This is a genomic window from Flavobacteriales bacterium (genome assembly GCA_020635855.1).
In the GTDB taxonomy this organism is placed as follows: Bacteria; Bacteroidota; Bacteroidia; order JACJYZ01; family JACJYZ01; genus JACJYZ01.
This window is the reverse complement of the sequence record JACJYZ010000002.1, coordinates 1,044,692-1,070,248: the sequence shown is the minus strand read 5'-3', so window position 1 is coordinate 1,070,248 and position 25,557 is coordinate 1,044,692. Positions and strand designations below refer to the sequence as shown.

Annotated in this window: 24 protein-coding genes; 1 reads left to right on the top strand and 23 read right to left on the bottom strand. The window is 50.5% G+C overall.

All coding sequences use genetic code 11. The features are described from left to right. Position 1 precedes the first annotated feature (1 nt). Positions 2–1,246, top strand: coding sequence for a cation:proton antiporter (locus H6585_04460; protein MCB9447579.1), 1,245 nt, complete (start codon positions 2–4; stop codon positions 1,244–1,246). Between the two features lie 46 nt (positions 1,247–1,292). Here H6585_04460 and wcaF read toward each other — a convergent pair whose 3' ends face one another. The 23 genes from wcaF to H6585_04345 form a co-directional block, all read right to left on the bottom strand. Continuing rightward, positions 1,293–1,844: a colanic acid biosynthesis acetyltransferase WcaF gene (gene wcaF, locus H6585_04455; protein ID MCB9447578.1), complete on the bottom strand. Its 552-nt coding sequence runs from the start codon at positions 1,842–1,844 to the stop codon at positions 1,293–1,295. Between the two features lie 19 nt (positions 1,845–1,863). Further along, positions 1,864–3,033 carry a glycosyltransferase gene (locus tag H6585_04450; GenBank protein ID MCB9447577.1) on the bottom strand — a complete coding sequence of 390 codons (1,170 nt, stop codon included), beginning with the start codon at positions 3,031–3,033 and terminating at the stop codon, positions 1,864–1,866. Further along, the gene (gene asnB / locus H6585_04445) at positions 3,023–4,852 is read right to left on the bottom strand and encodes an asparagine synthase (glutamine-hydrolyzing) (protein ID MCB9447576.1); all 1,830 of its coding nucleotides are present in this window, start codon (positions 4,850–4,852) and stop codon (positions 3,023–3,025) included. The genes H6585_04450 and asnB overlap by 11 nt, the downstream gene beginning before the upstream one ends. 1 nt (position 4,853) lies before the next feature. Next, on the bottom strand, positions 4,854–5,948 hold the full coding sequence (locus H6585_04440) for a glycosyltransferase family 4 protein (protein ID MCB9447575.1): 1,095 nt from the start codon (positions 5,946–5,948) through the stop codon (positions 4,854–4,856). Beyond that, positions 5,945–7,270: a hypothetical protein gene (locus H6585_04435; protein ID MCB9447574.1), complete on the bottom strand. Its 1,326-nt coding sequence runs from the start codon at positions 7,268–7,270 to the stop codon at positions 5,945–5,947. Before H6585_04435 ends, H6585_04440 begins: the two co-directional genes overlap by 4 nt. 23 nt (positions 7,271–7,293) lie before the next feature. Then, on the bottom strand, positions 7,294–8,433 hold the full coding sequence (locus H6585_04430) for a glycosyltransferase family 4 protein (GenBank protein ID MCB9447573.1): 1,140 nt from the start codon (positions 8,431–8,433) through the stop codon (positions 7,294–7,296). 8 nt (positions 8,434–8,441) lie between these two features. Continuing rightward, positions 8,442–9,182 (bottom strand): FkbM family methyltransferase, encoded by a 741-nt coding sequence (locus H6585_04425; protein ID MCB9447572.1) that lies wholly within the window; start codon positions 9,180–9,182, stop codon positions 8,442–8,444. Positions 9,183–9,288: 106 nt separating this feature from the next. Next, positions 9,289–10,203 (bottom strand): alpha-1,2-fucosyltransferase, encoded by a 915-nt coding sequence (locus tag H6585_04420; GenBank protein ID MCB9447571.1) that lies wholly within the window; start codon positions 10,201–10,203, stop codon positions 9,289–9,291. Positions 10,204–10,257: 54 nt separating this feature from the next. Beyond that, entirely contained in the window at positions 10,258–11,574 is a 1,317-nt protein-coding gene (locus H6585_04415; GenBank protein ID MCB9447570.1) for a hypothetical protein, read from the bottom strand. Next, positions 11,567–12,784 carry a hypothetical protein gene (locus H6585_04410; GenBank protein MCB9447569.1) on the bottom strand — a complete coding sequence of 406 codons (1,218 nt, stop codon included), beginning with the start codon at positions 12,782–12,784 and terminating at the stop codon, positions 11,567–11,569. The genes H6585_04415 and H6585_04410 overlap by 8 nt, the downstream gene beginning before the upstream one ends. Positions 12,785–12,797: 13 nt before the next feature. Beyond that, positions 12,798–13,688, bottom strand: a complete 891-nt coding sequence (locus H6585_04405; protein ID MCB9447568.1) for a sulfotransferase domain-containing protein — start codon at positions 13,686–13,688, stop codon at positions 12,798–12,800. A 2-nt stretch (positions 13,689–13,690) separates the two neighbouring features. Next, entirely contained in the window at positions 13,691–15,055 is a 1,365-nt protein-coding gene (locus tag H6585_04400) for a glycosyltransferase (protein ID MCB9447567.1), read from the bottom strand. Beyond that, the gene (locus H6585_04395; GenBank protein MCB9447566.1) at positions 15,052–16,203 is read right to left on the bottom strand and encodes a hypothetical protein; all 1,152 of its coding nucleotides are present in this window, start codon (positions 16,201–16,203) and stop codon (positions 15,052–15,054) included. Before H6585_04395 ends, H6585_04400 begins: the two co-directional genes overlap by 4 nt. A gap of 29 nt (positions 16,204–16,232) precedes the next feature. Beyond that, positions 16,233–17,453: a glycosyltransferase family 4 protein gene (locus H6585_04390; GenBank protein MCB9447565.1), complete on the bottom strand. Its 1,221-nt coding sequence runs from the start codon at positions 17,451–17,453 to the stop codon at positions 16,233–16,235. 6 nt (positions 17,454–17,459) lie between these two features. Further along, positions 17,460–18,287: a sugar nucleotide-binding protein gene (locus tag H6585_04385; GenBank protein ID MCB9447564.1), complete on the bottom strand. Its 828-nt coding sequence runs from the start codon at positions 18,285–18,287 to the stop codon at positions 17,460–17,462. After that, positions 18,287–19,267 (bottom strand): polysaccharide biosynthesis protein, encoded by a 981-nt coding sequence (locus tag H6585_04380; GenBank protein ID MCB9447563.1) that lies wholly within the window; start codon positions 19,265–19,267, stop codon positions 18,287–18,289. The genes H6585_04385 and H6585_04380 overlap by 1 nt, the downstream gene beginning before the upstream one ends. Continuing rightward, positions 19,257–20,243 (bottom strand): glycosyltransferase, encoded by a 987-nt coding sequence (locus H6585_04375; GenBank protein MCB9447562.1) that lies wholly within the window; start codon positions 20,241–20,243, stop codon positions 19,257–19,259. The genes H6585_04380 and H6585_04375 overlap by 11 nt, the downstream gene beginning before the upstream one ends. After that, the gene (locus tag H6585_04370; GenBank protein ID MCB9447561.1) at positions 20,240–21,181 is read right to left on the bottom strand and encodes a glycosyltransferase family 2 protein; all 942 of its coding nucleotides are present in this window, start codon (positions 21,179–21,181) and stop codon (positions 20,240–20,242) included. Before H6585_04370 ends, H6585_04375 begins: the two co-directional genes overlap by 4 nt. Before the next feature lie 12 nt (positions 21,182–21,193). Then, positions 21,194–22,165 carry a GNAT family N-acetyltransferase gene (locus tag H6585_04365; protein ID MCB9447560.1) on the bottom strand — a complete coding sequence of 324 codons (972 nt, stop codon included), beginning with the start codon at positions 22,163–22,165 and terminating at the stop codon, positions 21,194–21,196. A gap of 16 nt (positions 22,166–22,181) precedes the next feature. Next, on the bottom strand, positions 22,182–23,294 hold the full coding sequence (locus H6585_04360; protein MCB9447559.1) for a DegT/DnrJ/EryC1/StrS family aminotransferase: 1,113 nt from the start codon (positions 23,292–23,294) through the stop codon (positions 22,182–22,184). Positions 23,295–23,314: 20 nt separating this feature from the next. Next, positions 23,315–24,064 (bottom strand): methyltransferase domain-containing protein, encoded by a 750-nt coding sequence (locus tag H6585_04355; GenBank protein ID MCB9447558.1) that lies wholly within the window; start codon positions 24,062–24,064, stop codon positions 23,315–23,317. A gap of 54 nt (positions 24,065–24,118) precedes the next feature. Further along, positions 24,119–24,541: a WxcM-like domain-containing protein gene (locus H6585_04350; GenBank protein ID MCB9447557.1), complete on the bottom strand. Its 423-nt coding sequence runs from the start codon at positions 24,539–24,541 to the stop codon at positions 24,119–24,121. Further along, complete coding sequence (locus H6585_04345; protein MCB9447556.1) at positions 24,534–25,496, bottom strand: sulfotransferase; 963 nt, start codon at positions 25,494–25,496, stop codon at positions 24,534–24,536. The genes H6585_04350 and H6585_04345 overlap by 8 nt, the downstream gene beginning before the upstream one ends. Positions 25,497–25,557: the final 61 nt, after the last annotated feature.

The following is a 25,557-nucleotide window of genomic DNA, read 5'->3' as shown; positions in this document are numbered from 1 at the left end:
GATGGATGCATCTGCCGTTATCATCGCACTGGGCCTGCTGATTTTCTCGGCCTACCTGTTCAATGGATTGTTCAGCTATACACGTATCCCCAATGTGTTGCTGCTGCTACTTGCCGGCATCTTGTTCGGCCCCGTAACAGGATGGGTGGAACCAGCCGATTTCGGCCAGGTAGGGCCTATTTTCACTTCCATTACCCTGGTACTTATCCTGTTCGAAAGCGGCACCAAACTGCAGCTTTCCGAGGTGGCCCGCTCCATGGGATCAGCCACCCTGCTTACGGTTTTTCATTTTCTGGTTACGGCTGCTGTGGCCGGAGGAATCGCATATGGCCTGGCCCACGTGCCGCCGATCGGTGCTGCCTTTTTCGGATGCATCGTAGGAGGTACATCTTCGGCCATCGTTATCCCGATCGTAAACCAATTGGGAATGGATGCGCGGGGTGGTGCCATTCTGCTGCTTGAATCTGCATTGAGCGATGTACTCTGCCTGGTCACGGGCCTGTCGTTGCTGTCAGCCATGGAAGAAGGCGTCTTTCACCTGGGGCCCGTACTTCTGGGCATCCTCAGGTCTTTCCTGATTGCCCTTGTTGCCGGCATTGTGCTCGGACTCATCTGGTCGGTCGTGATCAAATGGATCCGCCGGATGCAAACCCCGCTGTTTTCCAATCTGGCCATGGTACTGCTACTTTACGGAGCCGTTGAAAAGCTCGGGTTCAACGGCGGAATCGCCGTGCTGGGATTCGGCATCACCTTGGGAAATGCACACCTCCTTGGAAAAACATCCATGGGCAAGTGGTTTGCCTCCCAGGAACTGCTGCTGGGTGAGCGCGAATTTTTTGCCGAACTGGCCTTCATCATTCAAACCTACTTCTTTGTGTACGTAGGCATTCATATGCAATTTGCAGGATGGACACCCTACCTGACTGCCCTCCTGATTGTGGTGCTGATCCTGGTCATGCGGCCGTTTATCGTACGGATGCTGGTGCGCGGAAAAATGCCCTTGAAAGACCTTGACACCATGGCGTTCATGGCCCCGAAAGGACTGGTACCTGCCATCCTTGCATCCCTTCCGTTGCAGCGGGGACTGGCACAAGGCAAACCCATCCAGGACCTGACCTATGCGATGATCTTCATCAGCATCCTGGTCTGCACCCTGCTGATCGCATTCGTCCAGCGGCATCCTTTTTCTGTTGCAGGACTCAAGCGGAAAGCGAAGGAGGAGGAAAGTAAGGAGGTAAAATGGTAAAGGGGTAAAGAAGTATAGAGGTAATAGGTAAAGAAGGAAAGAATCACTAATCGTCTATGCGTCTTTCACGCACCACCGTCGCCGGGTTGCCCCTGTATACTTTGTAGGATTCCAGGTCAGACGCTGCCACAGACTGCACACCGAGCACCGCATGGGAATGGCAGGTCACCCCCGGGCAAACGAGTGCTTGCGCACCTATCCACACACCTTCTTCCAAAACAATGGGTGCGGTGATCAGATCAAACGAAGGTTTCTTGTAATTGTGGTTACCGCACAGCAACATGGCACCCTGGGAAAGACATACATGGCTGCCGATGCTCACCTGTGCCAGGTTGTCGATCCACACACGCTCGCCTATCCAAACGTGGTCACCGATTTGCAGCTTCCACGGGTACTTGATGTTCACAGACGGTTTGATGACCACTCCTTTTCCCACCTTGGCACCGAACATACGCAACAGCATTACCTTGATGAAGGATACCGGAAACAGGGGATTGAGAAAGAAAATCACATTCACGAGATACCAGATGGACCTGCTGATGAATGGCCCCGGATGGTATTCCTTGTTACTGAAGGTAGAGAGATCCGTTTTTCCCATGATACTCGCGCAATGTACGTCAATTCACCGGGATGGTTCCCCCGAACATATTCCGGTGCTGTTGAATGGCATCCTGTGAGCGTTCAAACGCTTCCGCATATCGCCTGCTGGCCATTGACCATTCCTCATACACTTGACTACCCATGTCCAGGCATTGCACCAAGATGCTTTCAAACCTGAGGGAATCTTCCAGTGGCACATCCCAGCCGGCCTTCTCGCTTTCCAGGTTGCGCCAGGGGGTCTGGTCACTCAGGATCACCGGGCAACCGGCACCAAGGCTCTCTATGATCACATGTCCGAAGTTCTCATGGCGGGTCGGGAAGAAAAAAAAGTGGTATTTCGTGAAGGTATGTCCCACCTGCGCCGAAGGCAACTCTCCCTTGTAACTTACCTGAACGGATGGGGGAAGCTGTGCGATCACCTGTTGGCATTCATCCCAGTAGCTCCCATCCTCCGGCGGCCCATACACATCCAGTACAACCTGACCCTTCACCGGTAGTTTTTGTAACCGTTGCAAGGCGTACAGGAGGTTCTTCTTCGGCGATATGCGCGACAGGAAAATCAGTTTGAGGATGCCAGGCATTTTCACATTTCCCTCGCGAGGTGTAAGCGGTCGCAGTGAAAAAATATTTCCGGTCAGGCAAATGTGAGCGGAAGGTCCGAAAACCGAACGAACTTCCACCGCTTCTTCTGCGGACGTAACCTGCCACATGATCCGGCGCGTAAGGCCGGTTGTTTTCAGGATGGCCAGGAAAACTTTCTTCTTAAACGATTTGATGGCCAGGGCACCGGCACCCAACATACCTCGGGGAGCCAGGACCAACTGACCGGGCGTATTAAAAATACCATGCAGGACCAGGGGCATGATGGCGAACTTCATAGCGAACATGCTATTGAGGCATACAAAATCCCACGGCTGCTCTGTCAGCAACGAACGTATCTTTTTCCGCGTGATTGCAGAAGGTTCAAGGTACAGCACCTTCGCTGAGCCCACCTGTACCCAGGTATCCGATGGAACCTCCGGATACGGATTTGCTGAACCCAGGTCGCGGTTGGTTGTACACACGTAAAAATCAAACTCATCGCCGAGTGCACGCACCATTTCTGCCACAGACCGGATGGGGCCGCCTGCTTTGAACCCGGGCAGATACCATTCCGAAAATACCAGTATCTTCTTTCTAGACGTCAATATCGAGTTTTTGTATCCAGTCGCTAAGTGCAACAAGTGGCCAGATCCGCGACCATGTAACCGATGGATTTCCTTGCAGGAAATCATCCCACAAGCCGGTCAATGCATCCGGTCGCCAGCATGTATTTTCCTGCAGCAGACCGATTCGTTCCCGACAGAAGTCCTTCAGCTCATTGCGCATCCACACTTCCCAGGGCAATACGAAGCCCATCTTGGGACGGTTCACGATCTCATCAGGCAACAATCCCGCAAGGCTATCGGTCAGCAGTTTTTTGGGTGTGGCGGGATATTTCATGTCATCACCGAGTGAATATACATACTCCACCAATTCATGATCGAGGAAGGGCACACGCACCTCCAGGGCATGGGCCATGCTCATCTGGTCTGCATCGCGCAACAACACGTTTTGCATGTATGTAGTGATCTCCGCCCTGGAAACCTGCGATAACACGGGCACACTGTCCTCCTGGCGAACCAACCTGTTCTGTGGATGTTCGGAAGCCAGCAGGGAAGCGATCTGGCGATCAAGCAGCACTTGTCTGTTCAGGGCATAGATGGCATCAAAATCATACGCCGGCAATTGCAGGATTTGCCGGATCTTCTGCTGTTGTATGCCTTTTCCTCCTGCGAGCATCAGCATGCGTTTCAACGGTGCGGGCAAACCGAACAACCAGCGGTACTGATGCAACCTGTGCATTCTTTTGAAAATGGGGTACCCTGCAAACAATTCATCTCCCCCCAACCCTGACAACGCCATGGTGATACCGGCTGCCCGGGTCACTTTTGACACCACATAGGTATTGGGGCCATCACCGCTCGGATGATCCATGGCTCCCAGGGCATCCGGCAATGCATGCAGAAAATCCTTTGCTTCCAGTAAAATCTCATGGTGTTTGGCATGAAACCTTTTGGCCACCATGGCAGCAAACTCCCGTTCCGAATACGCTTCTTCCCTGAACACAACCGAAAAAGTGCTGACCGGCTGAGTAGACACTTCCGACATGGCACCCACCACGGCGCTTGAATCAATCCCTCCCGAAAGAAAGGCCCCGAAAGGCACATCCGACACCAACCTTCGCTCGACGGCCCGGTAGAACAATTCCTTCACCCGTTTCCGAACCTGTTCCGGCGAATCGGAAACCGGACGGTACGTGAGCGTCCACCATGCTTCTGTTCGCACCCCGTTGCGGTCTGCCATCAGGCAATGGCCTGGCATCAGCATGTGTACATCTTGCAGGAGTGTGGACGGGGCATGTACGGTTTGGTAACGCAGATATTCGGCGAGGGAAGCCATGCTCAGTTTGCGCGGAACCTGGCCCGAAGCCAGCAGGGATCTTACTTCCGAAGCAAACACAAGTCGGTTGCCATCGGCATGGTAATACAGGGGTTTGATACCCAACCGATCGCGGGCAATGAACAAGACCCGTTCCTGTTTATCCCAGATGGCAAAGGCGAACATGCCGTTGAATTTCTCCAGGCATGCCCTCCCCCATTTTGCATATGCTGCCAGAATGACTTCCGTATCGGTATGGGTCGTGAAGTCATGATCGGTAAGTTGCTGTCGTACTTCCCGGAAATTGTAGATCTCACCATTGTGAATGATCACATATCGTCCGCAGGCACTTTCCATGGGTTGGTTACCGGCGGCAGAAAGGTCGAGGATTGATAGCCTGCGATGGCCCAATTGCAAACCGTCCTCAACAAAGAATCCCTGGTGATCGGGGCCACGGTGTGAAATGGATTCGGTCATGCGAACGATTGCATCCGGCTCCTGCCTGGCGCCTTCCTTCAAAGTCATTATACCAGCTATTCCGCACATATCAGATCGTTTGAAGGATGGTTTTCAGGTTTTCTACAAACCGGTCATACCCGAAGGTTTCGTACACGTCATGTTGCCGTTTTAACCGGTGCTCCATGTCGGCTTGTGTGGGGTCTGCAAGGCATGCGCAGATAGCCTCGCGAACCTCTTCCGGGTTTTCAGGATCCACCAATGTCCCCAGGCGCCCGTGATCGAGTGCATCCACACTTCCATCTTTGTTGCCGGCCACCACCGGAAGGCCGTATGCCATGGCTTCGATGAACACAATTCCAAAACCTTCATGCAGCGAAGGCATCACAAACGCATCCGACAGGTTGTAATAGGCTTGCAGAACCTCATCATCCACATAGCCGGCAAGCCTTACCAGGTCCTGCACTCCATGGGTCATGATCAGTGCATCCACCCGTTGTTTTTCACCCTCGTCATATTTGCCCAGGATCACGTACCTGACGGAGGGAATCAGCTTTCTCACTTCGGGCAATGCGGCAATGACTTTATCATATCCTTTATAGGCTTCTCCCGAAGACAACCTGGCAACGGTGAGCACCACGCGATCGGTGGCAGAAAACCCGAACTTTTCCCGAAGTCGTGCAGCCGGAGCCAGCGTAGGTTTCGTGCGCATCTCATATCCGATGGTGTTGTGAAAAACGGAGACTTTGTCGGGTGCAACGTCAAAGATATCCAGGATACGTTGCCGGGTATAGGAGCTAACGGCCAGGATGTGATCGGCTTTCACCAGGGCCTTCTTTTTCCATACAGGCATGGGATTCCACACATCAATGCCATGTGCAATTAACACCACTTTGAGACGTGGTTTCAGGAACTTGCCAAGGAGGATAACGACCCAAAGGTTCACATGTCCGACAAACAATACATCTGTTTCCCGCAGGATGGCAAACACCTTGCGCAGGTAAGGAAGCAATCGTCCGTTGAATGCATGCACGGGAACGTCTCCCGGGACATCCTTCGAATCATGCAGTGACACCAGTTGCACTGCAGGTTCGGTTTCTCGGATGGCAGCGATGAAAGAGCGATTGAATTTCTCAATGCCTCCGGTACCCTTGTATGCGGTCAGGTATGTGAATGCAATTTTCATGAGGCGGATTCTTCCTCAATGGATGCAGGCGGTATCCGGAACCGTTTCATGTACCAGAGAACCGCCACAACCAGGAAGGCGGATTTCATGAACTGGTTAAACGCTGTGAGAAAATCATCTTCCGCTTTCACCACATAAAAGAAGAGGAACGGCACCCACAAAATGATTTCAGGCCTTTGATAAGATACCCTGGTAATTTGTCTGAATACCAGGTTGAAAAACAACCCGTAGATGGCCATAAAAAGAATTCCGCCGTTCCGACCGAAATTGGCATACGCTTCACCCACCAATCCCAGGTTCATGCTGGCTCCTCTCAGGGCAATACCCGTGTATTTCTCAAAATTTTCCCCTCCTCCTGACTTGGGTTTATTGGGATCCAGGATTCTTGGAACAAATGCTGCGCGAACGCCGTCGGATATGGTCTTACCCATGGCATAAGGTTCTTCGGAAGGCACCTTGTCCATGATGCGTGCAATGATCCAACCCTGGTTCAACCGGTCTACAAATGCCTGCCAGAAATCTTCGGACTGGTTTTCTTCCAGCTTCTCACCGGCAATCTCCATGATCAATTCGGTTTTACTGGCATCGTCATTCTCAAAGATCGCCGTTCGATAATCTTTTTTAATGGACTGGATCAAAACTACCATTAACAAACCGGCCGCAGTAAGAACAACCTTCCGGGTCACAGTGATCCTGTCAATGAATGCGTACAGCATAAAAAGGTAACCACCCCATAAGATCAGGTCATGAAACACGGAACTTTCACCGGCGTTGATCAACACAGGCGCAAACGACAGGATCAACCAGATCATCTTTCCCTGTACGTTGGCCAGATAGAGATACATGGCTCCGATGATGGAGAAGTTCTGCATCAATCCGAAAAAATAACCGAGGGAAGCCGGCATGGAGGTTCGCAGAAGATAGCTGAGAATGCCCACTATATACAACAGCCTGCCAGCTTTGCGGATATAACCCAGGTCATTGCTGAAGTTCACTTCCCAATTGGCTTTCTTTCGTCCCAGTGGCAACAGAAGTATGAGGGAATATGCCAATGTAGCAGGAACCACATAGTTCATGTATTCCGTCTCATCGATCACCATGCCGTAGAATTCACTTTCTGTGAAGAAATGATAGGACAGAAAAGGAGCAACCACCCATTGTACCAATGCGACACAAACGATCAACCACCGGATGGGCACATCTCTTCCGATGGAAGAAAACCACTGCAGGAATGCATACAGCAAGACAAAAACACCCACTTCGGCATACATGGTCACCCCTTCCACCGAAGACACGAAAATGAAAGTAAAAATGGCTGCCATGATCAAAGAGACAATGCGGCTGTTCATGCAGTGCCCTCCTCTCCTACAAATGCCTGAATCCCTTTTGCAATGGTTTGAAAAGAATGAATACGGCATCGTTCCCGAATGCCTTCTTCGCTCCATCGGGGAGTCTTGTATTGTTCAAACAGTTGTTGCATGCGATCACTAAGCGCATGTACATTTCCAAGCGGGTACACAAACCCTGTGCGACCATCGTCCACCATATCTTCAGCACATCCGCAAGCGTCACTAACAATAGCGGGAATGCCCATGGACATGGCTTCGTTCACCACCAACCCCCACGTTTCGCCGTAATCACTACTCAACACAATTGCATGAGCCCGGGGATAGATTGCCCTAAGCTCCGTTTGATTTTTGAATCCCAGAAACTTCACACCCGGCAGATCCCTGCAGGCATCCCGGCATGATTCCAGGAGAGGGCCTGTACCAACCATCCAAAGTTCGGCATCCGCATGGTTTCCAGTAAACATTCTGAATGCATCTATCACATCGTGCGGGCGCTTCTTATCAATGAATTTGGCCACCCATAGAAACACCGGACGCCGGCCTGTCTTGTCTTTGGGTTCTTCCTGAAGCTTCCAGAACTCCTGATCAATTGCGTGGGGGGAATATACGAGCTGACGGTTTCGAGCTCCCATCATTCTCATATATGCCAGGTTGCGTTTTCCTACATAAAAGATCGTGTGATATCTTCTCACGAACAATGGATAAAGAATTCTCTTCAGGAATTTTTTCTGTTTGTTCTCATGCGGATTCTCCTGGCTGTCACCTCGCACACCCATGGGTATCCGATGTCGCAGGCAATGGAAATATGCCTGCCAGTACGATTTCAGATACCACCCGAAGATCAGCACATGCGTGGCCTGAAGCCGTTGAATGGCTGCGCCTATCTGGGGTGTATCGCAACCTGAAAAAGAGGAAAGAGATGGATGTGTGGCCTTATTTTCCAGGAACTCATGGGCATATCCGTCCAACAGATCTACGTCCCATCTGAACGCAATTCCAAAGCCATCTTTACCCTGCAAAGCCGAATCAGGTTGTGCGCAATACAAGACCACCAGGTCCAATGACCGACTGAGATAACGAAACAGCGGTGCATAGTACTGAATGGGGTGCGAAACAACGATGACCAGCCTGGGCATAGATCTCCTTATAAGAAGTTAGGCCCGGTAAAAATGGCATCACCCCACACCAGCTTTTTACCATTGTAATAAGGATCATACAAATCCTGTAATTCAAAACCGAATCCTCGCAAGTATTGATAAATGTCCACGAAGTGAGGTTGTTCTTTGTATTGCTGAATAAAATAAACTTCCGTGTAGATCAGTGAGATGGTTGGCAACAGGTTGGTAGTACCCTTCAGCGCATTCAGTTCGCCTCCCTGGATATCCATCTTCAGGATATCGATACGGGAAAGTCCGTGTTCTTTGGCCAACCGATCAATGGTGATTCCTTCCACATCCTGGGTGCTGACAGTTTCAACCAGCTTGTCAGCGGAAATACCTGCCTGATTGGACGCCAGCAGGAAGTTGGTATCGTGTTTTTTGTTGACGTGCAGGGTAACGGTTTCGTTTTTATCGGTGACTGCATTGTTCAAGGGTGTAACCGCGGGTATGTCCTGGACATTGGCCGAAAGCGTTTCAAAAGAGGGCACAAATGGTTCCACCGCATATATTTTCGCCTCCGGAAAAAGTTGGGCATACTTTTTTGCTGTCAGCCCCATATGTGCACCCACATCCAGTATGGTATGCACCTTCCGGGAACCAAAAAGTTCTTTTTGTACTGCAAAGGCATCCTGAAGAAAGTCTTGTTTCTTAAGCTTCTTCAGGTAACCCACTCCGTGAATCTCAACACCAAATTTCCGGAGGTATTTATTCAACTGATTTTTCAAGTACCTGTGATTAAAAGTAAGTGCGAACTAAGGATGGGGAAAGATACTAAAACCTCACCGATGTGCGGGCTTGTCAACAAGGGATTCACCTCTGCGCCGCACCAAGCTATGCGGTACCGGGAGAGATTGACCGCAGCTGCCGCGTGAGTTGTTCGGGCCATTGAGCGGGATCTGTTCCAACGGCGCCTTCCCAGTGCTTTTCATTGGATGCTTCCGGTCGAATGCTTCGCAGGTAGTGATCAGGATGCTGAAACAGGATCGCATCCGACAGAAAACCGGCCCACAAACTAAAGGTACTGCTTGCCGAGGGCACAATGACCTTACTTCTGCTCATCAGCAATAACTCGGCAATATCTGACATCGGTGTTGCTCTTTGCACATCGGGTATCTGCAGTATCTCCTTCAACTCGTCATCGTACCCGTCACTGAAAAGTGTAACGGGCAGGTCGCTGCCGGCAACCGAACGAATGGCATGTATCATTTGGCTGAAGTAAGACAACGGTGTGCGTGCGTTGTGATTCCCCTGCATGGATTCCCCTTCCGGTATCCGGCGGAAGTCGCCCATGCGGATATGCACAGCCACCACCGGCGTGGGTGCATTGGCCAGTTGCATCAGGATGCTGTCGGCCACGAGGTGTTTCCCCATATATTGTCGGATTTGTTCCCGGTAGGGCTTGAGTCCGTCGAAGGCATGCTGCCAATATAACACCCTACTGAACACAAACACCTGTTTTTGTACCGCATCCACAGGTGTTTCCATGTCCGGCTCCGGAATCAATTTTCCAGCTAACCTTGCCCAAAGGAACCGGTTTCGGTTGGCCCCTTCAGGATCTTTGAAATAAGTGCGGTAGTACCGTTTGTGCTTTTCCCTTCTCAGCCAGGGTCCGAGGTGGAGGGTTGTCCAGTTAAACGTATACAAAGGCAGGTTATGCCGACATGCAAATGCATAGGCACGTGCCCATACCAGCAACTTGTTCCCGAGGCCGGCCCTGGGTAATTTCGCAAAAACCGCTGTCTTCATATACGTATGCGATCGCGGTTCACCATCCTCACGTTACTGATCCGGTATGATCCCTTATGCCCCATGAATGGCTTCAACCTTGTTACTTGCGGTGGCCGGGTTTTTGCCAGTTGCGCCCAACACACGATCCATGGCATCAACGAGTGCTTTCGCCGATTGAAGTGACGAGTATTTATCCAATGCTTTCAAATCAGGATTCCACGTATGTGTTCGCTGGCAGTAGGCGAGCAGGCCCTGTTCAAGCCTTGTCGTGAAAGGTTCGGCATTTTCATTTTCCTTGTATTCCACCAGGTAGGCATCTGCGTTGCACTCCTTCATGATCGCAGCAGCGGAACTTGCTTCATGAAAGATGGCAAACACGGGCTTTCGGGAAAGCAAGGATTGAAAAGTTTTGGAGGCGGTATAATGCCTTTCGGTGCTACCGATCACCAGTACCCCTGCAGCATTCCGCAACATGGCTTGTATATCCAGAAAAGGAAACCTGGTTCTTATTTCGGTAACATGATCGTTCATCCGGTGATCGGCGGCATAGTCTGCAATGGATTTACCCGTATAGGCGCCGGTTCCCAGAAAATAAAAATGCCAGTTCGGTGGCAGCTGGCCGGAATCTTTCAGACGGCTCAACACCTTCCAGAAGAGGTCCATGAAATAATGCGACTTGGGCAGAAACGCACCGGCATACACCACCGGCACCACTTTCTCATCCTTCGACCATGGAAACTCCACCCCTTCTTTTTCCACCTGGTGATCGTGCGGATCAAAACCATAAGGCATCGCTACGTGTGTTACACCTTTGGGAAAGTTCCGTTCGATCACGGGCATATAATACGCTTCAGATACCCCGCTGATCAGGCTGGCTTTTCGAACGGCGTACGGTTCCAGCACCCTGGCCACCTGGTTGCTCAACCAACCTTTTGAGAGGCGTTTGCGGGCATCTGTAAAACCATCCACCCAGGGGTCGATATAGTCGATTCCGTATGGGATACCGGTTTGGTCATGCAACCTCCTGCCAAGCAAAGCCGCATAGAATGAAGGAATGGGAATCCACAAAAAATCGGGTTTTTGTTCTTCAATGAGTTTTCTGCCCTCCTTCTCGAGATAGCGGAACGCCCTGATACCGATATCACCGATCCATCTGCGCTTGCTTTTCACGGGCCGGGCCCGCGTATAGTAAACCTGAACAGCAGGGTTCACCAACTTGCACATGTCCCAATCGGGTGATTCGTCATAAAATGTATGGTCTACGGTAAGCACGGTCACATCCCAGCCCAGTTGATCCATAAAATTGGCGATCAGGCGAGGTCGGTGTACACCGGCCAGGTTGGATGGTGGCCAGTGCGGGTAAAGGATCAGCAGTTTTCTTTTATGCATGATCAGTTGTAAGCTTTGCAATGATATCCAATAACTTCTTCTGCTCTTCTTCCCATGCATGCCCCTGCGCTTCCTGCCAACGGTTGTGTTGATCCTTACGAATGGATCCGATAGCGTCTCCTATCTGATGAAATGCATGAGAAAAGCCTTCCGGGGTTTGTGCACACACCTGACCGTGCCCTTTTTTCCGGTCCAGGAATAGGCGCTGCGCCCGCGTATCGGTGGCTAAGATAAATAGCCCCGCCTGATAATAGGCAAATATTTTATTGGTGAGGCAGATCTGTCGGTTCAGGTCGGCGGTATCCATTTCCACCGCAAGTCCCACATCGAATGCCGTGAGCCTTTGATGAAGTTCAGCCTGCGGGAGTGGTGGTTCGGTGGTGATCAGTTCTGCATTCGGCCTCACCCATTCATCATTGAAAGTCGGATCCAGGTGCCCGATCAGGTGCAGGTGATATTGATCCGCATATGCCTTCAGTGCTCCAATCACCATTTCGAGTCCGCGCCCACCGCTGATGTTCTGGGAGAACCACACCAACCGGATCCTTTGTTCATTGGCAGACTGTCCGGAAGACATGAACTCGCCCTTGGGAAAACAGTTGTTGATGACCGCATGGTGTTTGAGCTTTCCTGTCAACCCAAGGGTTTCCCCTTCAATCAGTGGAGAAGCGAAGTACACATATCCGGCCTTTGGCAACAAGGTTCGCATCAGGAACTCCCTGCGTTTTCTTTCTTCCTGCGGGCGGTGTTCCACACGTTCTCCCGGATGATAATCTTCCACGTCGATTACCAGGCGGCTGCCCGACTTCCGGGACAACCGGTAGGCCGGATACCATGCACCCAGGTTATGAGCGATCACCACATCGAATTTCTCCGGCATGTGTTTCAGACCACGCATCAGTCGAAAAGTGAGCTTATTGGCAGCCAGTGCCTGCATCCGAAGATTTGCAGGAACAACCCGGGCGAGGATGCGGGCGAGGAACTGAACACCGGTAGCAACCAACCAAGGCCATAGGGGGCTTCGGCCTGCCTGCAGGTATTTGATACGCGAAACGTTGTACCGGGTGCGTACCTGCGTTTCCACCTGGCGGGTCCAGTTATCCAGGTCGAAGCCTATCACATATACATCATAGCGACCTGTTCCTGAAAGTGCTATATACTCTTTCAGTAGCCGTGGATTGGAGGCAAGGTTGGCTGTGGTGATCAGCAATATTTGTGGTTTCCTATCTGGCTGCCTTTCCATACCAAATGCTCAAATCCCGTTCCAGCCATTGTTCCAGCTGCCGGATATCATCCATAAAATAGCGTTGCATGAGTTGTGTTTTCACTTCCGGCTTCAATCCGGGAGGGCTATACCGGGTCATACCGTGAATGCGTGCCTTCAGCCTCGAGTAGTTTTTTTCGGACAACCCCTTCTTCACCAACCCGGTTAACCCTGCCTTTCCGCCGAAAGCTTGCATCCATCGGTCCAGTCCGGTTTTCACCACCGTTGCATTGGCATGAACTTCCTGTTGGGGAATAAAGGCCTCCGCACCAAGGAATGCCAGCAGTCTCTGCAAGGTATCACTGCCGGCTCCGGGGCCGAACATTTCTTCAAAGATACCAACGAATATTTGCTCTTTCGGGAAGTACTCAAGAAAGCGGGTGATGCGCTCATGGTAACGGCTGCGTTCCACATAATAGGAAGGATCAAACCAATGGGTGAACCTGTCGCATGCTCCTCCGGGCTTATATGATTCGAGGGCCTGTTCGAAAGACTTCCGTTTTTCCACCCCGTGCATCTTGTGAAAATTAAATTGGGAATAAGCGCGCGCCACCGGGTTTCTCAAAAGCATCACCAGCTTGACTTGCGGCCCCAGCACCTTAAACATCCGTCCGGGCACATAATCATACTGCATGTAGTCGGGCGTGACTTCTCCCACTACACGGTACCCGGCAGCACCTGAAAAGTGTTGTTCATACCACTCCGGACCTTGATTGTAGTTGGCATCCCGATCAAAAAAATGCACTTCTTTGGAGGGGGCCAGGTAGATACCGGGATGCGTGGCCAACCATTCGTACAGTGTGGTTGTACCGGCTTTCTGGGCTCCTATTACGACAACATTTGGCAGCATCCTTATGGCGCAATTCGTTTCATCAGCGCAGCGAGCTGACCGGTTAGTTCTCTGCGGGTATGACTTTCCATGAATGCAGGGTCTGAACGCAACTCAATGCCTTCTTCGAGTATGTTAAGCATTTGCTTCGCTGCCTGCTCACAAGCATCGGGGTCAAAAATAACCGCCCTACCGGACGCGGCCAAAAGATCTTTTTGCGCACCTTCAGGGGTAAAGGCGAATACAGGTTTATCTGCCTGCAGGTATTCAAAAGTTTTACCGGCAATGAAGCAATCCCGCCCGCCTAACACTTTGGCTGAAGTGATGAGCAGCACATCTGATTCTTTTTCGAGGCGAACACATGCTTCCCGGGGCAAGAACCCCAGATGCTCCACCACGTGTTCCAGTCCGAATGTCCGCACCATTTCATCAAACCAGGGTTCCTTTTTCCCTGCGAAAGAAAGTTTCAACCTGGTTTCCCAGTGTGGTGCCAGCTTGAGCAATTCCCTGACTGTTTTAAAAATGAAATAGGGAGACCGGTATAACCAATCTTGTTTCCTGGGCGAGTATTGAAGCATTTTATGTCCCCTTTTACGCCACCATGGCAACATCATCATGTTTCGGCTTTCGGGAGCATAATAGAAACTACCGATATACGTCATCCTGAACACGGGCGGGTCGGGCGGCAAGTTAACCACCGCTGCCGGCTGTGTTCCGTTCTGATCGGCATCATACCCATTCGGAATGTAATTGAACTTCCCGGCAGGCATATCAGGGAACAGATATTTCCAATCATCGATGGTCTGGCGGGATGTACCGATAACGGCTGTTGCCTGTCGGAATGCTGCCTGTTCATTGGCTTTGGTACGCACATAGTGCAGATATGAACCGTAAGGCGTCATGTTCCAGTACGTCCAAGCATCGCGCATATCAAGCACCAGGGGAAGTTGGTGCTTTTCACAAACGCCGGCGGCGAGGGGTATGATACTGAAAGGTGGTGCGGTAACAAACACAAGGCGTGGTTGAAACTCCTTGATCATCCGGTCGGCCTCCCGGTAAAAGTGGTGCTTCCAGGCTGCCCCCTCCTTACCCCGGTACACATCAAAGTAGATATTTACAAATCGCTTCAGGGGAGATCCGTAGTAGTTGAGTACATTTTCTGTTGTGACCGGTGTCACCCGTTCCCGCACCTGAACGGGCAGCTCTTCAAACATCGCAGGATCGGTCTGGTATTTTTCATACACCTTCCCGTAGTCGTCAGGTGCCAGGGTGATCACCAGGGGCATGATGCCATGGTCAGGCAGATACTTTGCGAAGGCCATTGGTCGCAACGTACCTCCCGCATTCAGGGGCGGGAACTGGTATGAGATAAACAACACGTTCATCATGGCGAATCGGCGTGCTTCAGTTCCTGTTTCAAATCAGCGGCCAGAAAACCGGCGATTGCTTCGGTCCATTTCCTGTTGGGGTGTCCGTCGTGCGGAAACTCGTAGTCGGCGCGGTTGCCTTCGAGCCGGTCTTCATACCGGAAATAGCGAATATTCCGTGCCTTCAATTCATCCGGGAAAGTCGGATCCCGAAGAGATGCAGCTGCGATCATCACGTAGAACCGGTCGCTGCCATACCGCTCTTTGAACAGATCCCTAGCCCGCGCGATCAGATCGGCCGTGAATATGTAATCATCATGGTTGACTTTATGAATTTCGTTGATATTCAAAAATCGGGCGATGTTGCTTTTACCCAATATATGGTAGAAGTATGATCGTCCTTTCCGCCCGGTCCGGAACGAACCCTTCCTGACGGGTATGCCATCAGAACTCCTTTCGTAGTAGGGCATGTTGGATCCCCACTTGTTGTATACATACATCGATCCTATGTTCCGTTCAATGTGGGGATCTATGAACACGTATACCAGCACAGGCGGTTCCGAAGATAGCGACACCTGGGTATGGAGATCTGTTTTCTCAAGGATAGCCAGCATTTGCTGGGTTCCATATCCCATGTCTGCGTAATTGTATACCTGATAATCCTTCATGTTCAGACCGAGGAAATAGGGCAATGTTTCATCATCATTGAGTCCGGACCCGAATGTCACTGAGCAACCGAACATCAGGATGGTACCTGTTCGTGAGCTATCCGCCGACAGGGGTACACGGCGACGTCCGTATGCATCGGTAGCGTACCGGGCTTTCCAAACCGTATCATTTCCCCATATCAAAACAGAGGTTACGGATGTATCGGGTTTCATCACATAGCCCAACAAGTCATTTTCCAAGTGAAGTTTTTTTACGCCACCGGTTTCCCGGGTGGATGTGGTTACCGAGGAACCCGAAGGCCGTACCTTGATCAAAAGCTTACAAACAGCCTCTCCTCCCACAATCAGCACCGCAAAAAACCAACCGTTCAGCAACAACCACTTCAACCAATTGAGCCTGTATCCCCGCTTTTGAACGTTGCTGATCAGGTACCAGGTCAAAAGCAGGAACACGATCAACAGGCAGAAGACCTTCGCTATGTCACTCCAACTGTATGTCATCTCATATACTGTCGGGTTCGGGGATAGGTTTATAGTTCATCCCACTGTTTCAATTGTACCACAAACCGATCTGCCAGCAGGTTCCAGGAAAAGCGTTCCTTCACCCACTTTCTTCCGGTTTCTTTCAAAGCACTTTTATCAGATGGCATATCCGAAAGCAATGACTGAAGCTGTTCTGAAATTTGTTCAACCGCATCAACTGCATCTGCATTCACCAACCGGCAAAAAGAAGTGCGGGGAACCGCCTCAGGCACACCTCCGTCATTTCCGCCTATGACCATATTCCCGAAGTAAAGGGCTTCCAGGAAACTTATTCCAAATCCTTCAAAATCTTCTCCGTTCAGACTGAGGTTGGGCATGGCAAAAAGCGAAGCGGCATTCAGCAAACTGCACTTCTCATCTTCGGTTACATGTCCCAGAAAATGAACATTTGATCCGATTCCGAGCTCCTGTACCAGCGCCTGCAATACAGGTCCCTCATCTCCTTCCCCGGCAATCAGGTAATGTACCTGCGGGTTGCTTTCCAGCAGTTTCTTCATGGCGCTTATGACAAGGTGTATTCCCTTGCGTTTCACCAGGGCACACACCGATACAATCCATGATCCGGGTGCAGGCGGTAGGCCGAAGCGGGCAATCAGGGCATTCCGGTCAGACAAGGTCGCATGTGCCAGTGCATCTGTATTCACGCCCGGGTACAACACATAGCTTTTCGGATGTTGCATGTTCATGTGCCGTTTGAAAAGTTCGCTGCTTGCCACAGAATTGAATACAAGAAATCGTGCATAACGGCAATTACCTGCAAACCTCTTCCTGCCCTGCACTTCATACCTGATGATATCGAGTCCGTGCAACACAATGCCATAAGGCATAGACATCCGGCGGCACCAGCGAATGAAGATACCGGTCTGGTAATCGTAATTGGCGGTAACGAATACCAGCGGTGATTTCACGGTGCGCCTGATGCGCAACACTTCCCTGGCGGAAGCAATGTGCAGGTTCAGGTAATGTAGCATGGTGTTGACCTTCCGCAGGAAGAAAAGACCGTCTCCCGTACGTTGCCCCAGCTTTCTCTTATGGCGCAGCAGGGATGGTTCAACCGGAAAAGGATACACCTCGCTTTGTGGCACGGAGGTAATCGCATGTGAAAACATGTCCCTGTTTTGCAATTCACATGCTATGTGAAAGGAGTAATTGGCCACTCCTCCAATCTTGGGCGGGAAATCATTTGAAAAGAGAACGATCTTCCGCATGCAGGATCAGGCAAATTTCTCGACTTTTTTCAGGTCTTCCATTTGCTCACGAAGACTTTTACAAAACACGTTCGGATGTAGTCGTCTGTCAACCGGCTCATCTGTTTCAAAAGGAACGATGGTATAGGTTGTACCGAACACGTTCTGGAACAAATGAAGCATATCCAGTTTGGTATGATGTTCTTTTGTACCGGCCTGAAACAGTTTGGATCGGGTGGCAAGTTCGGGATCGCTCAACTCACGCTCGATCAGCCGGCACCATTCCAATGTGGTGATACCATTCCATAAATGGTTGGAAAACCCTTTCAACTCAGCACCGTTGGGTTGATTCAGGAACCATCCCAACAAGCCTTTCGGTTGGATATTGGCATCAGGGCCGATGATAGACACACGGGGAATGAGGGTATTTTTGCGGTGCACCAGGGCAACCTCTCCCAGGCGTTTCGACCAGCCGTAATCATCTTCCGCATCCGGGATATCCTCCAGAGCATATGGTTCACCCTTGCCTCCACTGAATACACAATCGGTACTGGGTTGCACCAGGGTTTGGGAGGCAGACATCCGGTTGGCGAGTTCCAGAGGAAGCACGGCATTGGCCCAAACGAGATCACCTGTTGCGGATGTTTTTTGTTTGATTCTGCCGATGCAGTTGATCACGACCGCATCCTGATGGCGGGTGATTTCACGCACAAAATCCTGGCGTGTTTCGGGTTCAAATCGATGGTGGATGGGTATCACTTCACATGCCAAACGTGTGAAGTAGTCGGTGACCATTTGCCCCAACATTCCGGAGGGGCCCAGTACAATGACCGGTCGCTCTTGTAAAGCCTTCATCAATGATAGGATTCCCGCTGTCCCATGGCATCCAGCAGTACACCGATCTCATCAACCGTTTTCAGCCGGGTGGTATTGGCGGATGTATATTCGTATCCCGGTTCGTAGTTCGCATTTCCGTTGTTTTCTTTGTACTCCGGAATGATCTCGAAATAATCCTTGGACTCCACGGCGCGCGTGATCTCGTATTCGTTCACAAGCACTTCATCTATTTTCTCACCCGGCCGTATTCCCACAATCGCGATCTGATCCACCGGCTTACCTGCCCTGGCAAGCATTGCAGCCGCGAGATCCTGTACAGTAGCGGCTGGTGCCTTCTTCACATAAATTTCCCCGCCCTTGCCTTGTGTCATGGCGTGTAGCACCAATTCCACTGATTGATCAAGTGTCATCAGGAAACGTGTCATGTGTGGATCCGTGATGGTGAGCTTCTGGTCATCCCTGATCAATTTATCGAACAAAGGAATCACAGAACCACGTGAACCCATTACGTTGCCATAGCGCACGCAACAGAAACGTGTATCCAGGGGCTGGCGGTTTTGGGAACAGATAATTTTTTCCATCATCGACTTGGAGATACCCATGGCGTTTACGGGTTTAACCGCCTTATCGGTGCTCAGGGCAACCACCATTTGCACGCCATTCCGAATAGCGGTTTCGCATACATTCTGCGAACCGATGATGTTCGTCTTCACAGCTTCTTCGGGATACTCTTCACAAGATGGCACCTGCTTGAGCGCGGCGGCATGAAACACGTAGTCGACACCCTTCATGGCGGTATGTAGCCTATTGGCATCCCTCACATCCCCGATCACATATTCGTAATCCGGGAAATCTTTCCGCATGTCATATTGTTTCTTCTCGTCGCGGCTGAAGATCACAATTCCTTTCGGATTCTTACCAGCAAGATAGTTTGCCACCTGGTTGCCGAATGAGCCGGTACCGCCTGTAATTAAAACTCTTTTACCTTTAATGTCCATATGTATAAGGTTGGCCGAGGAGGGCCGAAATCTGATCATCTTTCCACACAGCACCACCGTTTTTGAGGCGCTTTTTCACCGCAAGTCGCAAACGCGGCAATGCCTTCAGCAGTGCAAGATAAGAGTTTTTGCCAAGACGCCATCCCAGGAGCAAACGCACCGGCAACAGCAGAAAGAACCAGAAAAGGAAGCCACCGGAATCACCGTTCCTCACCATCCACAGGATCTTGTTGCGATTGATACCGATCGACAACTCGTCACTTTTTTGTTGTTCCTTGATGGTACCTCCGTCACGATGATAGAGGATTGCCTCCGGGTGATACACGATCTTCCACCCTTGTTTCCACGCACGGTGTCCGAGGTCGAGGTCTTCACAATAAGCCGGCCGGTACAACGGGTCAAAGCCGCCCAATCGGTTGTACATACCGGTTCGGAAAACCGCTGCACCACCACCACCATAAAGGGTATAGCGCAAACCCGATACCTGATCATCCAGATCCCAGCCGCTGGTCATCCAGCCTTTACCGACTGACATGGTACGCGGTGCGGCGGTTTCATTGATTCCTTCCCAATCCATCACATTGCATGAAACTGCAAACAGGCCAGGGTCTTTTTGCATGACCGGAATCAGGTGAAAGAGTACGTCGGGATGCAGCTTCATGTCATCATTCAGGATGAAAACAAACTCGCTTTTCATGTCGCTGACAAAACCGTTCAGGGAAAAGAGATAATCATTGGCGGGTGCTGCCACCAATTTGTATTGAGGAAACTCCTCTTCCACAAACTCCCGTGTGGGGGCATCATTCCCGTTGTCTACGATCAGTACATCCGTTTCACAGAAAGGAAGCGCCCGGTTCATCGCATCTTCCAGGGTCGGCAACAGGTGCAGCAGGTGACGCTTTCCTTTGTATGTGAGAACAAGAATTGTGCACGTTGATTTTTGTGCGGATGGCTGCAGGTCCTTCTTCTCCGTCATATACTTTTTCTCGCTTTAAGATACGCCTGGCAAAACCGATAGTACAAAAATTTCATGCGCCCCGCCTGGAGGCGGAAGAGCCGTTCGAACCCGGGTATGCTTTCGGGCGCAAACCATTTGAAGAGGAGGTGACTGAACAGATAGTAGTTCAGATAATCTTTGCAACGTGCACCGATCGACGGATACTGAATGGAGGCCAATGTATAAGCCAGGTAATTCTCTTCCAGATCCTTTTTCCGGTTGTCGGCACTTTGGTGTGCATTCCCGGAATGGAACCTGTAACGTCCGAGGGCTTCATTCAGCACCACTTGTTTCCCGGAGGGTTCGGCTGCATAGTTCAACAATGCATGCAGCACTTCATTGGAGTATGAAAGCCGCACATCGTATTCATGCCGGAGAAAGTATGCGGAACGGGCCATGAGTGATGAAGGAATGGCCCGCACCGGTTTCTTCTTCAGGAACCAATTGGTGAAGAACAGGTTTTCCTCCACGGTCTCCGGTGTACGGTAACGTTCCGACACGCGGTAAAGCTCGTCACCCGACTCATGATCAAATGCCACCATATCATGATAACAGAGCACCACAGCCGGGTGCTGCCTGAAGAATGCAACTTGTTTTTCAATTTTGAGGGGATCCATCAAATCATCGCCGGAAATAACCGCGATATACTCTCCCCTGGCCTCTCTCAATCCTTTGTTCACGTTCCTGCTCATGCCACCGTTTCTTTCCGAGTACAACACCTTGACTCGGCTATCCCATGTTTCAATGGCCCTGAGTTTATCCACATTGCCATCCGTGGAAGCATCGTCACAAATCAGAACCTCGAGGTTCCGGTAGGACTGAGCGAGGATGCTTTTGACACAATCCTCGATGAACCCGGCGTGATTGTACGTTGTTACGTGAATCGTAACCAAACCATCTATGAACGGGGTACGCATGGCACAATACGGTTATATCAACGGGTCAAGGGCTGTATATTTCCCTGTATCGAACTCGTAAAAATCGTGGGCAAACACTACGGCACCGAAGCCCTCTTTCCACTGGGCCAATCCCAGGTTCAGTTCTCTGCCGTTCTGTTCATTGGAAATTCCCAGACTGAAATACTGCTTTTCCGGCCGGTACCTGCCAACCAGGAAATCAGCCAACAAATCAAGCGCCGCCGTGTTTTTACCCGTTTCATTGGCAGATATATATTGGGCATGCGCCGTTCCTGGATGTTCAAATACGGTCATACCGGCAACAACTTCTCCCTGCAGCAACGCATTGTATTGTTTGATCTGATGGGGAAAGCGGGAATGAAGAAGCTGTATTTCCTCTTTGGAATGAACAGGTTTCACACCGTGACGTTCCATAAGGTTGGGAATCAGAACCTGTTCCCAGAAGGGTTCAAAACCTACTCCTTCTTCCACGGTCACACCGGCTTTCTCTGCTTTGCGGATGCCCCGCTTCCTTCTGTTCTGGTAAGACACCTCATGTTTCAGGGGTATCACAAAAGAAGTATCCCGGCGCACCAGTTGTGCATCTACCAGGAACAATGGATAAAGATCTTCCTGGAAAGAATGCGTGCGAAAATAATCCGGGAGCCTTTTGTACACGATTTTAGAAAAACCACTTTCGTGATAATGCCTGGTGATCTCACGGAAAATATGTGCCATATCCGTGATGCTGACCGGGGTGGCGCAAATGATGCCACCATAGGTGAGTCCCTGATGAGAAACGACCTGTCCATCTTGTGTCAGGTTAGCGGGAAAAACAGCCACCGGCCGGTCTTCCTGATATACAAGCACAGACGCATCATTGAACCGGTCTGCATGGTACTCCATAAAATTGCGGTAAAACAACAGGTTGGCGCACGGCGATCCCTGGATCAATGCATCCCAATGATCTTTTCTGTCTGGGGTATAAGAAACCACGCTGATCATATGGCAAGCAGGACATTCATGACCTGAAAAAATCAGAAATATTTTCTACTACATAGCTGATATCCCGATCGGTCATACCCGGATATACAGGCAAGCTCATCAGGTGTTCCGATAGTGATTCGGCGATGGGAAAATCTCCCTTTTTCCAACCCAGACCTGCGTATGCTTTCTGGAGGTGCGGGGGAATGGGATAGTGAATCAATGTACCTATCCCGCGTTCCTGCAAATACTTCCGCAACCGGTCTCTGTCGGGCACCTGAATAACAAAACAGTGATATACATGTGTCACCTGTGGATTCACATGTGGAAGGACTACATCCGGCAAGTCCGACAGACCTTCACGGTAAATGCCTGCAATGCGTTGCCGTTCTTCATTCCATTCGGGCAGTTTCCGAAGTTTAACACGAAGGAAAGCCGCCTGTAATTCATCCAGTCTTGAGTTCATGCCCTGCACATCGTGCACATATTTCTCCGGTGAACCGTAATTGCGCAAAACGCTGCCACGCGTATACAGTTCTTCGTCATTGCATACAATCGCGCCACCATCTCCCAGGGCACCGATGTTCTTGGCCGGGTAAAAACTGGTTGCATTCATGTGACCGAAGCTTCCGGTTGAACCGCCATTGCTTGTGGCTCCCTGTGCCTGGGCATTGTCTTCAATCACAAACACGTCATGATCGTTTGCCCACGTCATCATGGGTTTCATCACACAGGATTGTCCGTACAGGTGTACCGGTATCACGGCTTTCGTGCGGGAACTTTTCACACGATCAATCCCGTCGGTAGTGAGGTTATAGGTTTGCGGGTCGGGTTCTGCAAAAACAGGTATGGCTCCGGCCTGGCTGACCGCAAGTACGGTTGCAATGAAAGTGTTTGACGGAACAATCACCTCATCACCCTGACCAACACCAAGGGTTTTGAGGGAAACATGCAAGGCATCCAGGCCATTTGCTACACCGATGGCATACCGGCTTCCGCAGAATGCCGCAAAGTCTTTCTCAAAGGCTTCCACTTCTTTACCCAGCACAAAGTGATTGGCCTGGTATACCCGTTGGAAGGCATCCAGAAGATCGGCATGAAGTTCATCATGCATGTGTGAGAGGGAAAAAAAAGGAACGGTATGAATCATACGCTGAGTGACTGTCCGGATTACCGGTTGTTTCGCTTCAGGTTGACGAATATTTCCGAACCCATGTCGGGCATATACTTGGTCATGGCATACAGGCCGTCCAGCATGCGTTCATCGGCGATACCTGTATCCATGAGCTGTTTCATCTGCTTATGGGTAAAGGGCTTCACAAAATAAGAACCTGCTTCAACGATATCAAAACCCGCATCGGTAACCAGCTTTGCCAATGTATGTTTATCGTACACGGTATTTCCTTGCAGCAACAACTGTTGCTGGGATTTTTCAAACGTACTGTTGATGAGTCCCATCTCCAGGGCCAGCAACCGGTGAAAAGAATTGGCATTCGCAACATTCACGTGTACAATGGTATCCTTTCCCACAACATCCCGTACCACTTCCAGCATACCTTTGGGATCAGGAACCTCATTGAGCAAACCGCTCATAAGTACCATGTCAAAGTTGTACCCGGCGATTTTGGTTTTGGCATCTTCCATCAACAGGGGGAACACATCCACACGGTCTTCAAGTCCTTTCTTCCTGATATCAGCCAGGGCATGATCAACGAACATTTGCGCCGGTTCAACGATAACCAGTTTGTCAAAAGACGTCAGAACATCATATATGGGTTCGAGGCCGCATCCGATCTCCAGCACAACCCTGGGCTTGTATTGATCAAAACAAGCTTTCATGCATTTCTTGCGGTAATGCACCTGATAATCTTCAAATGCCAGACTGGCGTATTTTTCCTGGTAGTCTTTAAGATCTCTCATGTTCAAGTGGTATATACGTGGTAAAGTGACGCCGACAGGCTGGGAAAGCATGCATCATATGCGGGAGAAATCAAACGATTTGAAATCTTCATAGTCCCTGATATAGTCGGCTTCGTCAAAGGGTTCGGAAGCGAGGCAAAGCAAAACCGCATCATGTGAAAATACGATGTTGCGCCAGCACCCCGGGGGAATGTACAAACCCTTTTGCGGTGAATCCAGTTCAAAGCGGAAGGTTTCACCCGAGCTGGTTTCGAGTTCGAAAACGATGCGTCCGTTTACAGCGGCGATTACCTGCTGCAAACGTTTGTGTGCATGCTGGCCGCGGGTCACATTATGAGGCGTGTAATAAGTCCAGTAAACCCTTTTGATTTCGAATGGAACATTTGACGTACACTCGGCCACCGTGATGTAGCCGAGAGACGGGGAGCCGATTGCTCCCAGGTCGATGAGCGTAGGTTTTGTTGCCTGTTCAATCATATTGTGGCGGCACGATCACTTTGAGTTTATATCGCAGAAGCAGATACAACCGATGCTTTAAAGATAATAAGATTTTGAGTCCGACATAGTACCTCAACCAGCCTTCCAATTGCCCCAGGAGGCCAACACGATTTGAAAAATCGTAACCCAGCTCAACCAGTCTCTTTTGCTTTGCAAACACCTTGTTCACCAGGTACTGCTCACCGGGTGTGAGTTTTTTCCTCCATGCATTTTCACTGGATGCATCGATTTTCCGGGTATACATTTCTTCGGTGTACCATACCTGATCGACCATATGTTGTTTGGAGCTCTGACGGTATTTTTCGGGGCTCAGCATCTGATCGCTCCATTCCAGGTTCAGGAATTCGCACACCTTTCTGGCCACGGGTTCGGGTGCATGAATCAATGCTTCATACTTCACGAACATGAAGCGTCCGGCGCAGGCATCCATGGAAGCAAATCCTTTATTCACCATCCGGTTCATCGCCATCACATTCTGGGCCACGGAACCGGTAACATCCCTTCCCACCTTACGGCTTCCCCGTTTGCGAACTTCTTTCAGGGATGAGATCACTGCCCTCGGGTCACGCAGCACCCAGATAAACCTGGCATGGGGCAATATGCCGGCCAGTTGCTGAAACACAACCAGATTAGAAGGTGTTTTTTCGCTGACATAATGCAATTGCTGATCATTCAGCCGGTGAGTCAGCAAACCCGTGATCAGATCATGTATGGCAGAGACAACCTGTTGCTGATTACAAATGGTATCAATCCGTCCTTCCCGGATGCCGTGCAACAAGCTATTATAAAGTTTTACGATGGGTTCCAGGTGCTCAAACTCGGGCCCACCCCATATGTTGGGATGTGCCTCCAGCATTTGCTGAAACAGGGATGTGCCGGAACGGGGAAGACCACCGACAACAATCAGACCGCTATCTTTTTTCTCTTCAGGCATTTCAAATCATGGATCGAACGCTTCCGGCATTGCATACCGAAACCGATAAGGATGCACATTC

Bases quoted from the DNA above. Each gene is read 5' to 3' on its own strand.
- H6585_04355 (MCB9447558.1), bottom strand. From the start codon at position 24,064: ATGAGAGATCTTAAAGACTACCAGGAAAAATACGCCAGTCTGGCATTT.
- H6585_04395 (MCB9447566.1), bottom strand. From the start codon at position 16,203: ATGACATACAGTTGGAGTGACATAGCGAAGGTCTTCTGCCTGTTGATC.
- H6585_04370 (MCB9447561.1), bottom strand. From the start codon at position 21,181: ATGCGTACCCCGTTCATAGATGGTTTGGTTACGATTCACGTAACAACG.
- H6585_04420 (MCB9447571.1), bottom strand. From the start codon at position 10,203: ATGAAGACAGCGGTTTTTGCGAAATTACCCAGGGCCGGCCTCGGGAAC.
- H6585_04390 (MCB9447565.1), bottom strand. From the start codon at position 17,453: ATGCGGAAGATCGTTCTCTTTTCAAATGATTTCCCGCCCAAGATTGGA.
- H6585_04430 (MCB9447573.1), bottom strand. From the start codon at position 8,433: ATGCCCAGGCTGGTCATCGTTGTTTCGCACCCCATTCAGTACTATGCA.
- H6585_04405 (MCB9447568.1), bottom strand. From the start codon at position 13,688: ATGCTGCCAAATGTTGTCGTAATAGGAGCCCAGAAAGCCGGTACAACC.
- H6585_04435 (MCB9447574.1), bottom strand. From the start codon at position 7,270: ATGGCAGCCATTTTTACTTTCATTTTCGTGTCTTCGGTGGAAGGGGTG.
- H6585_04385 (MCB9447564.1), bottom strand. From the start codon at position 18,287: ATGAAGGCTTTACAAGAGCGACCGGTCATTGTACTGGGCCCCTCCGGA.
- H6585_04350 (MCB9447557.1), bottom strand. From the start codon at position 24,541: ATGATTGAACAGGCAACAAAACCTACGCTCATCGACCTGGGAGCAATC.
- H6585_04360 (MCB9447559.1), bottom strand. From the start codon at position 23,294: ATGATTCATACCGTTCCTTTTTTTTCCCTCTCACACATGCATGATGAA.
- H6585_04365 (MCB9447560.1), bottom strand. From the start codon at position 22,165: ATGATCAGCGTGGTTTCTTATACCCCAGACAGAAAAGATCATTGGGAT.
- H6585_04380 (MCB9447563.1), bottom strand. From the start codon at position 19,267: ATGGACATTAAAGGTAAAAGAGTTTTAATTACAGGCGGTACCGGCTCA.
- H6585_04415 (MCB9447570.1), bottom strand. From the start codon at position 11,574: ATGCATAAAAGAAAACTGCTGATCCTTTACCCGCACTGGCCACCATCC.
- H6585_04460 (MCB9447579.1), top strand. From the start codon at position 2: ATGGATGCATCTGCCGTTATCATCGCACTGGGCCTGCTGATTTTCTCG.
- asnB (MCB9447576.1), bottom strand. From the start codon at position 4,852: ATGTGCGGAATAGCTGGTATAATGACTTTGAAGGAAGGCGCCAGGCAG.
- wcaF (MCB9447578.1), bottom strand. From the start codon at position 1,844: ATGGGAAAAACGGATCTCTCTACCTTCAGTAACAAGGAATACCATCCG.
- H6585_04375 (MCB9447562.1), bottom strand. From the start codon at position 20,243: ATGACGGAGAAGAAGGACCTGCAGCCATCCGCACAAAAATCAACGTGC.
- H6585_04440 (MCB9447575.1), bottom strand. From the start codon at position 5,948: ATGAAAATTGCATTCACATACCTGACCGCATACAAGGGTACCGGAGGC.
- H6585_04400 (MCB9447567.1), bottom strand. From the start codon at position 15,055: ATGATGAACGTGTTGTTTATCTCATACCAGTTCCCGCCCCTGAATGCG.
- H6585_04345 (MCB9447556.1), bottom strand. From the start codon at position 25,496: ATGCCTGAAGAGAAAAAAGATAGCGGTCTGATTGTTGTCGGTGGTCTT.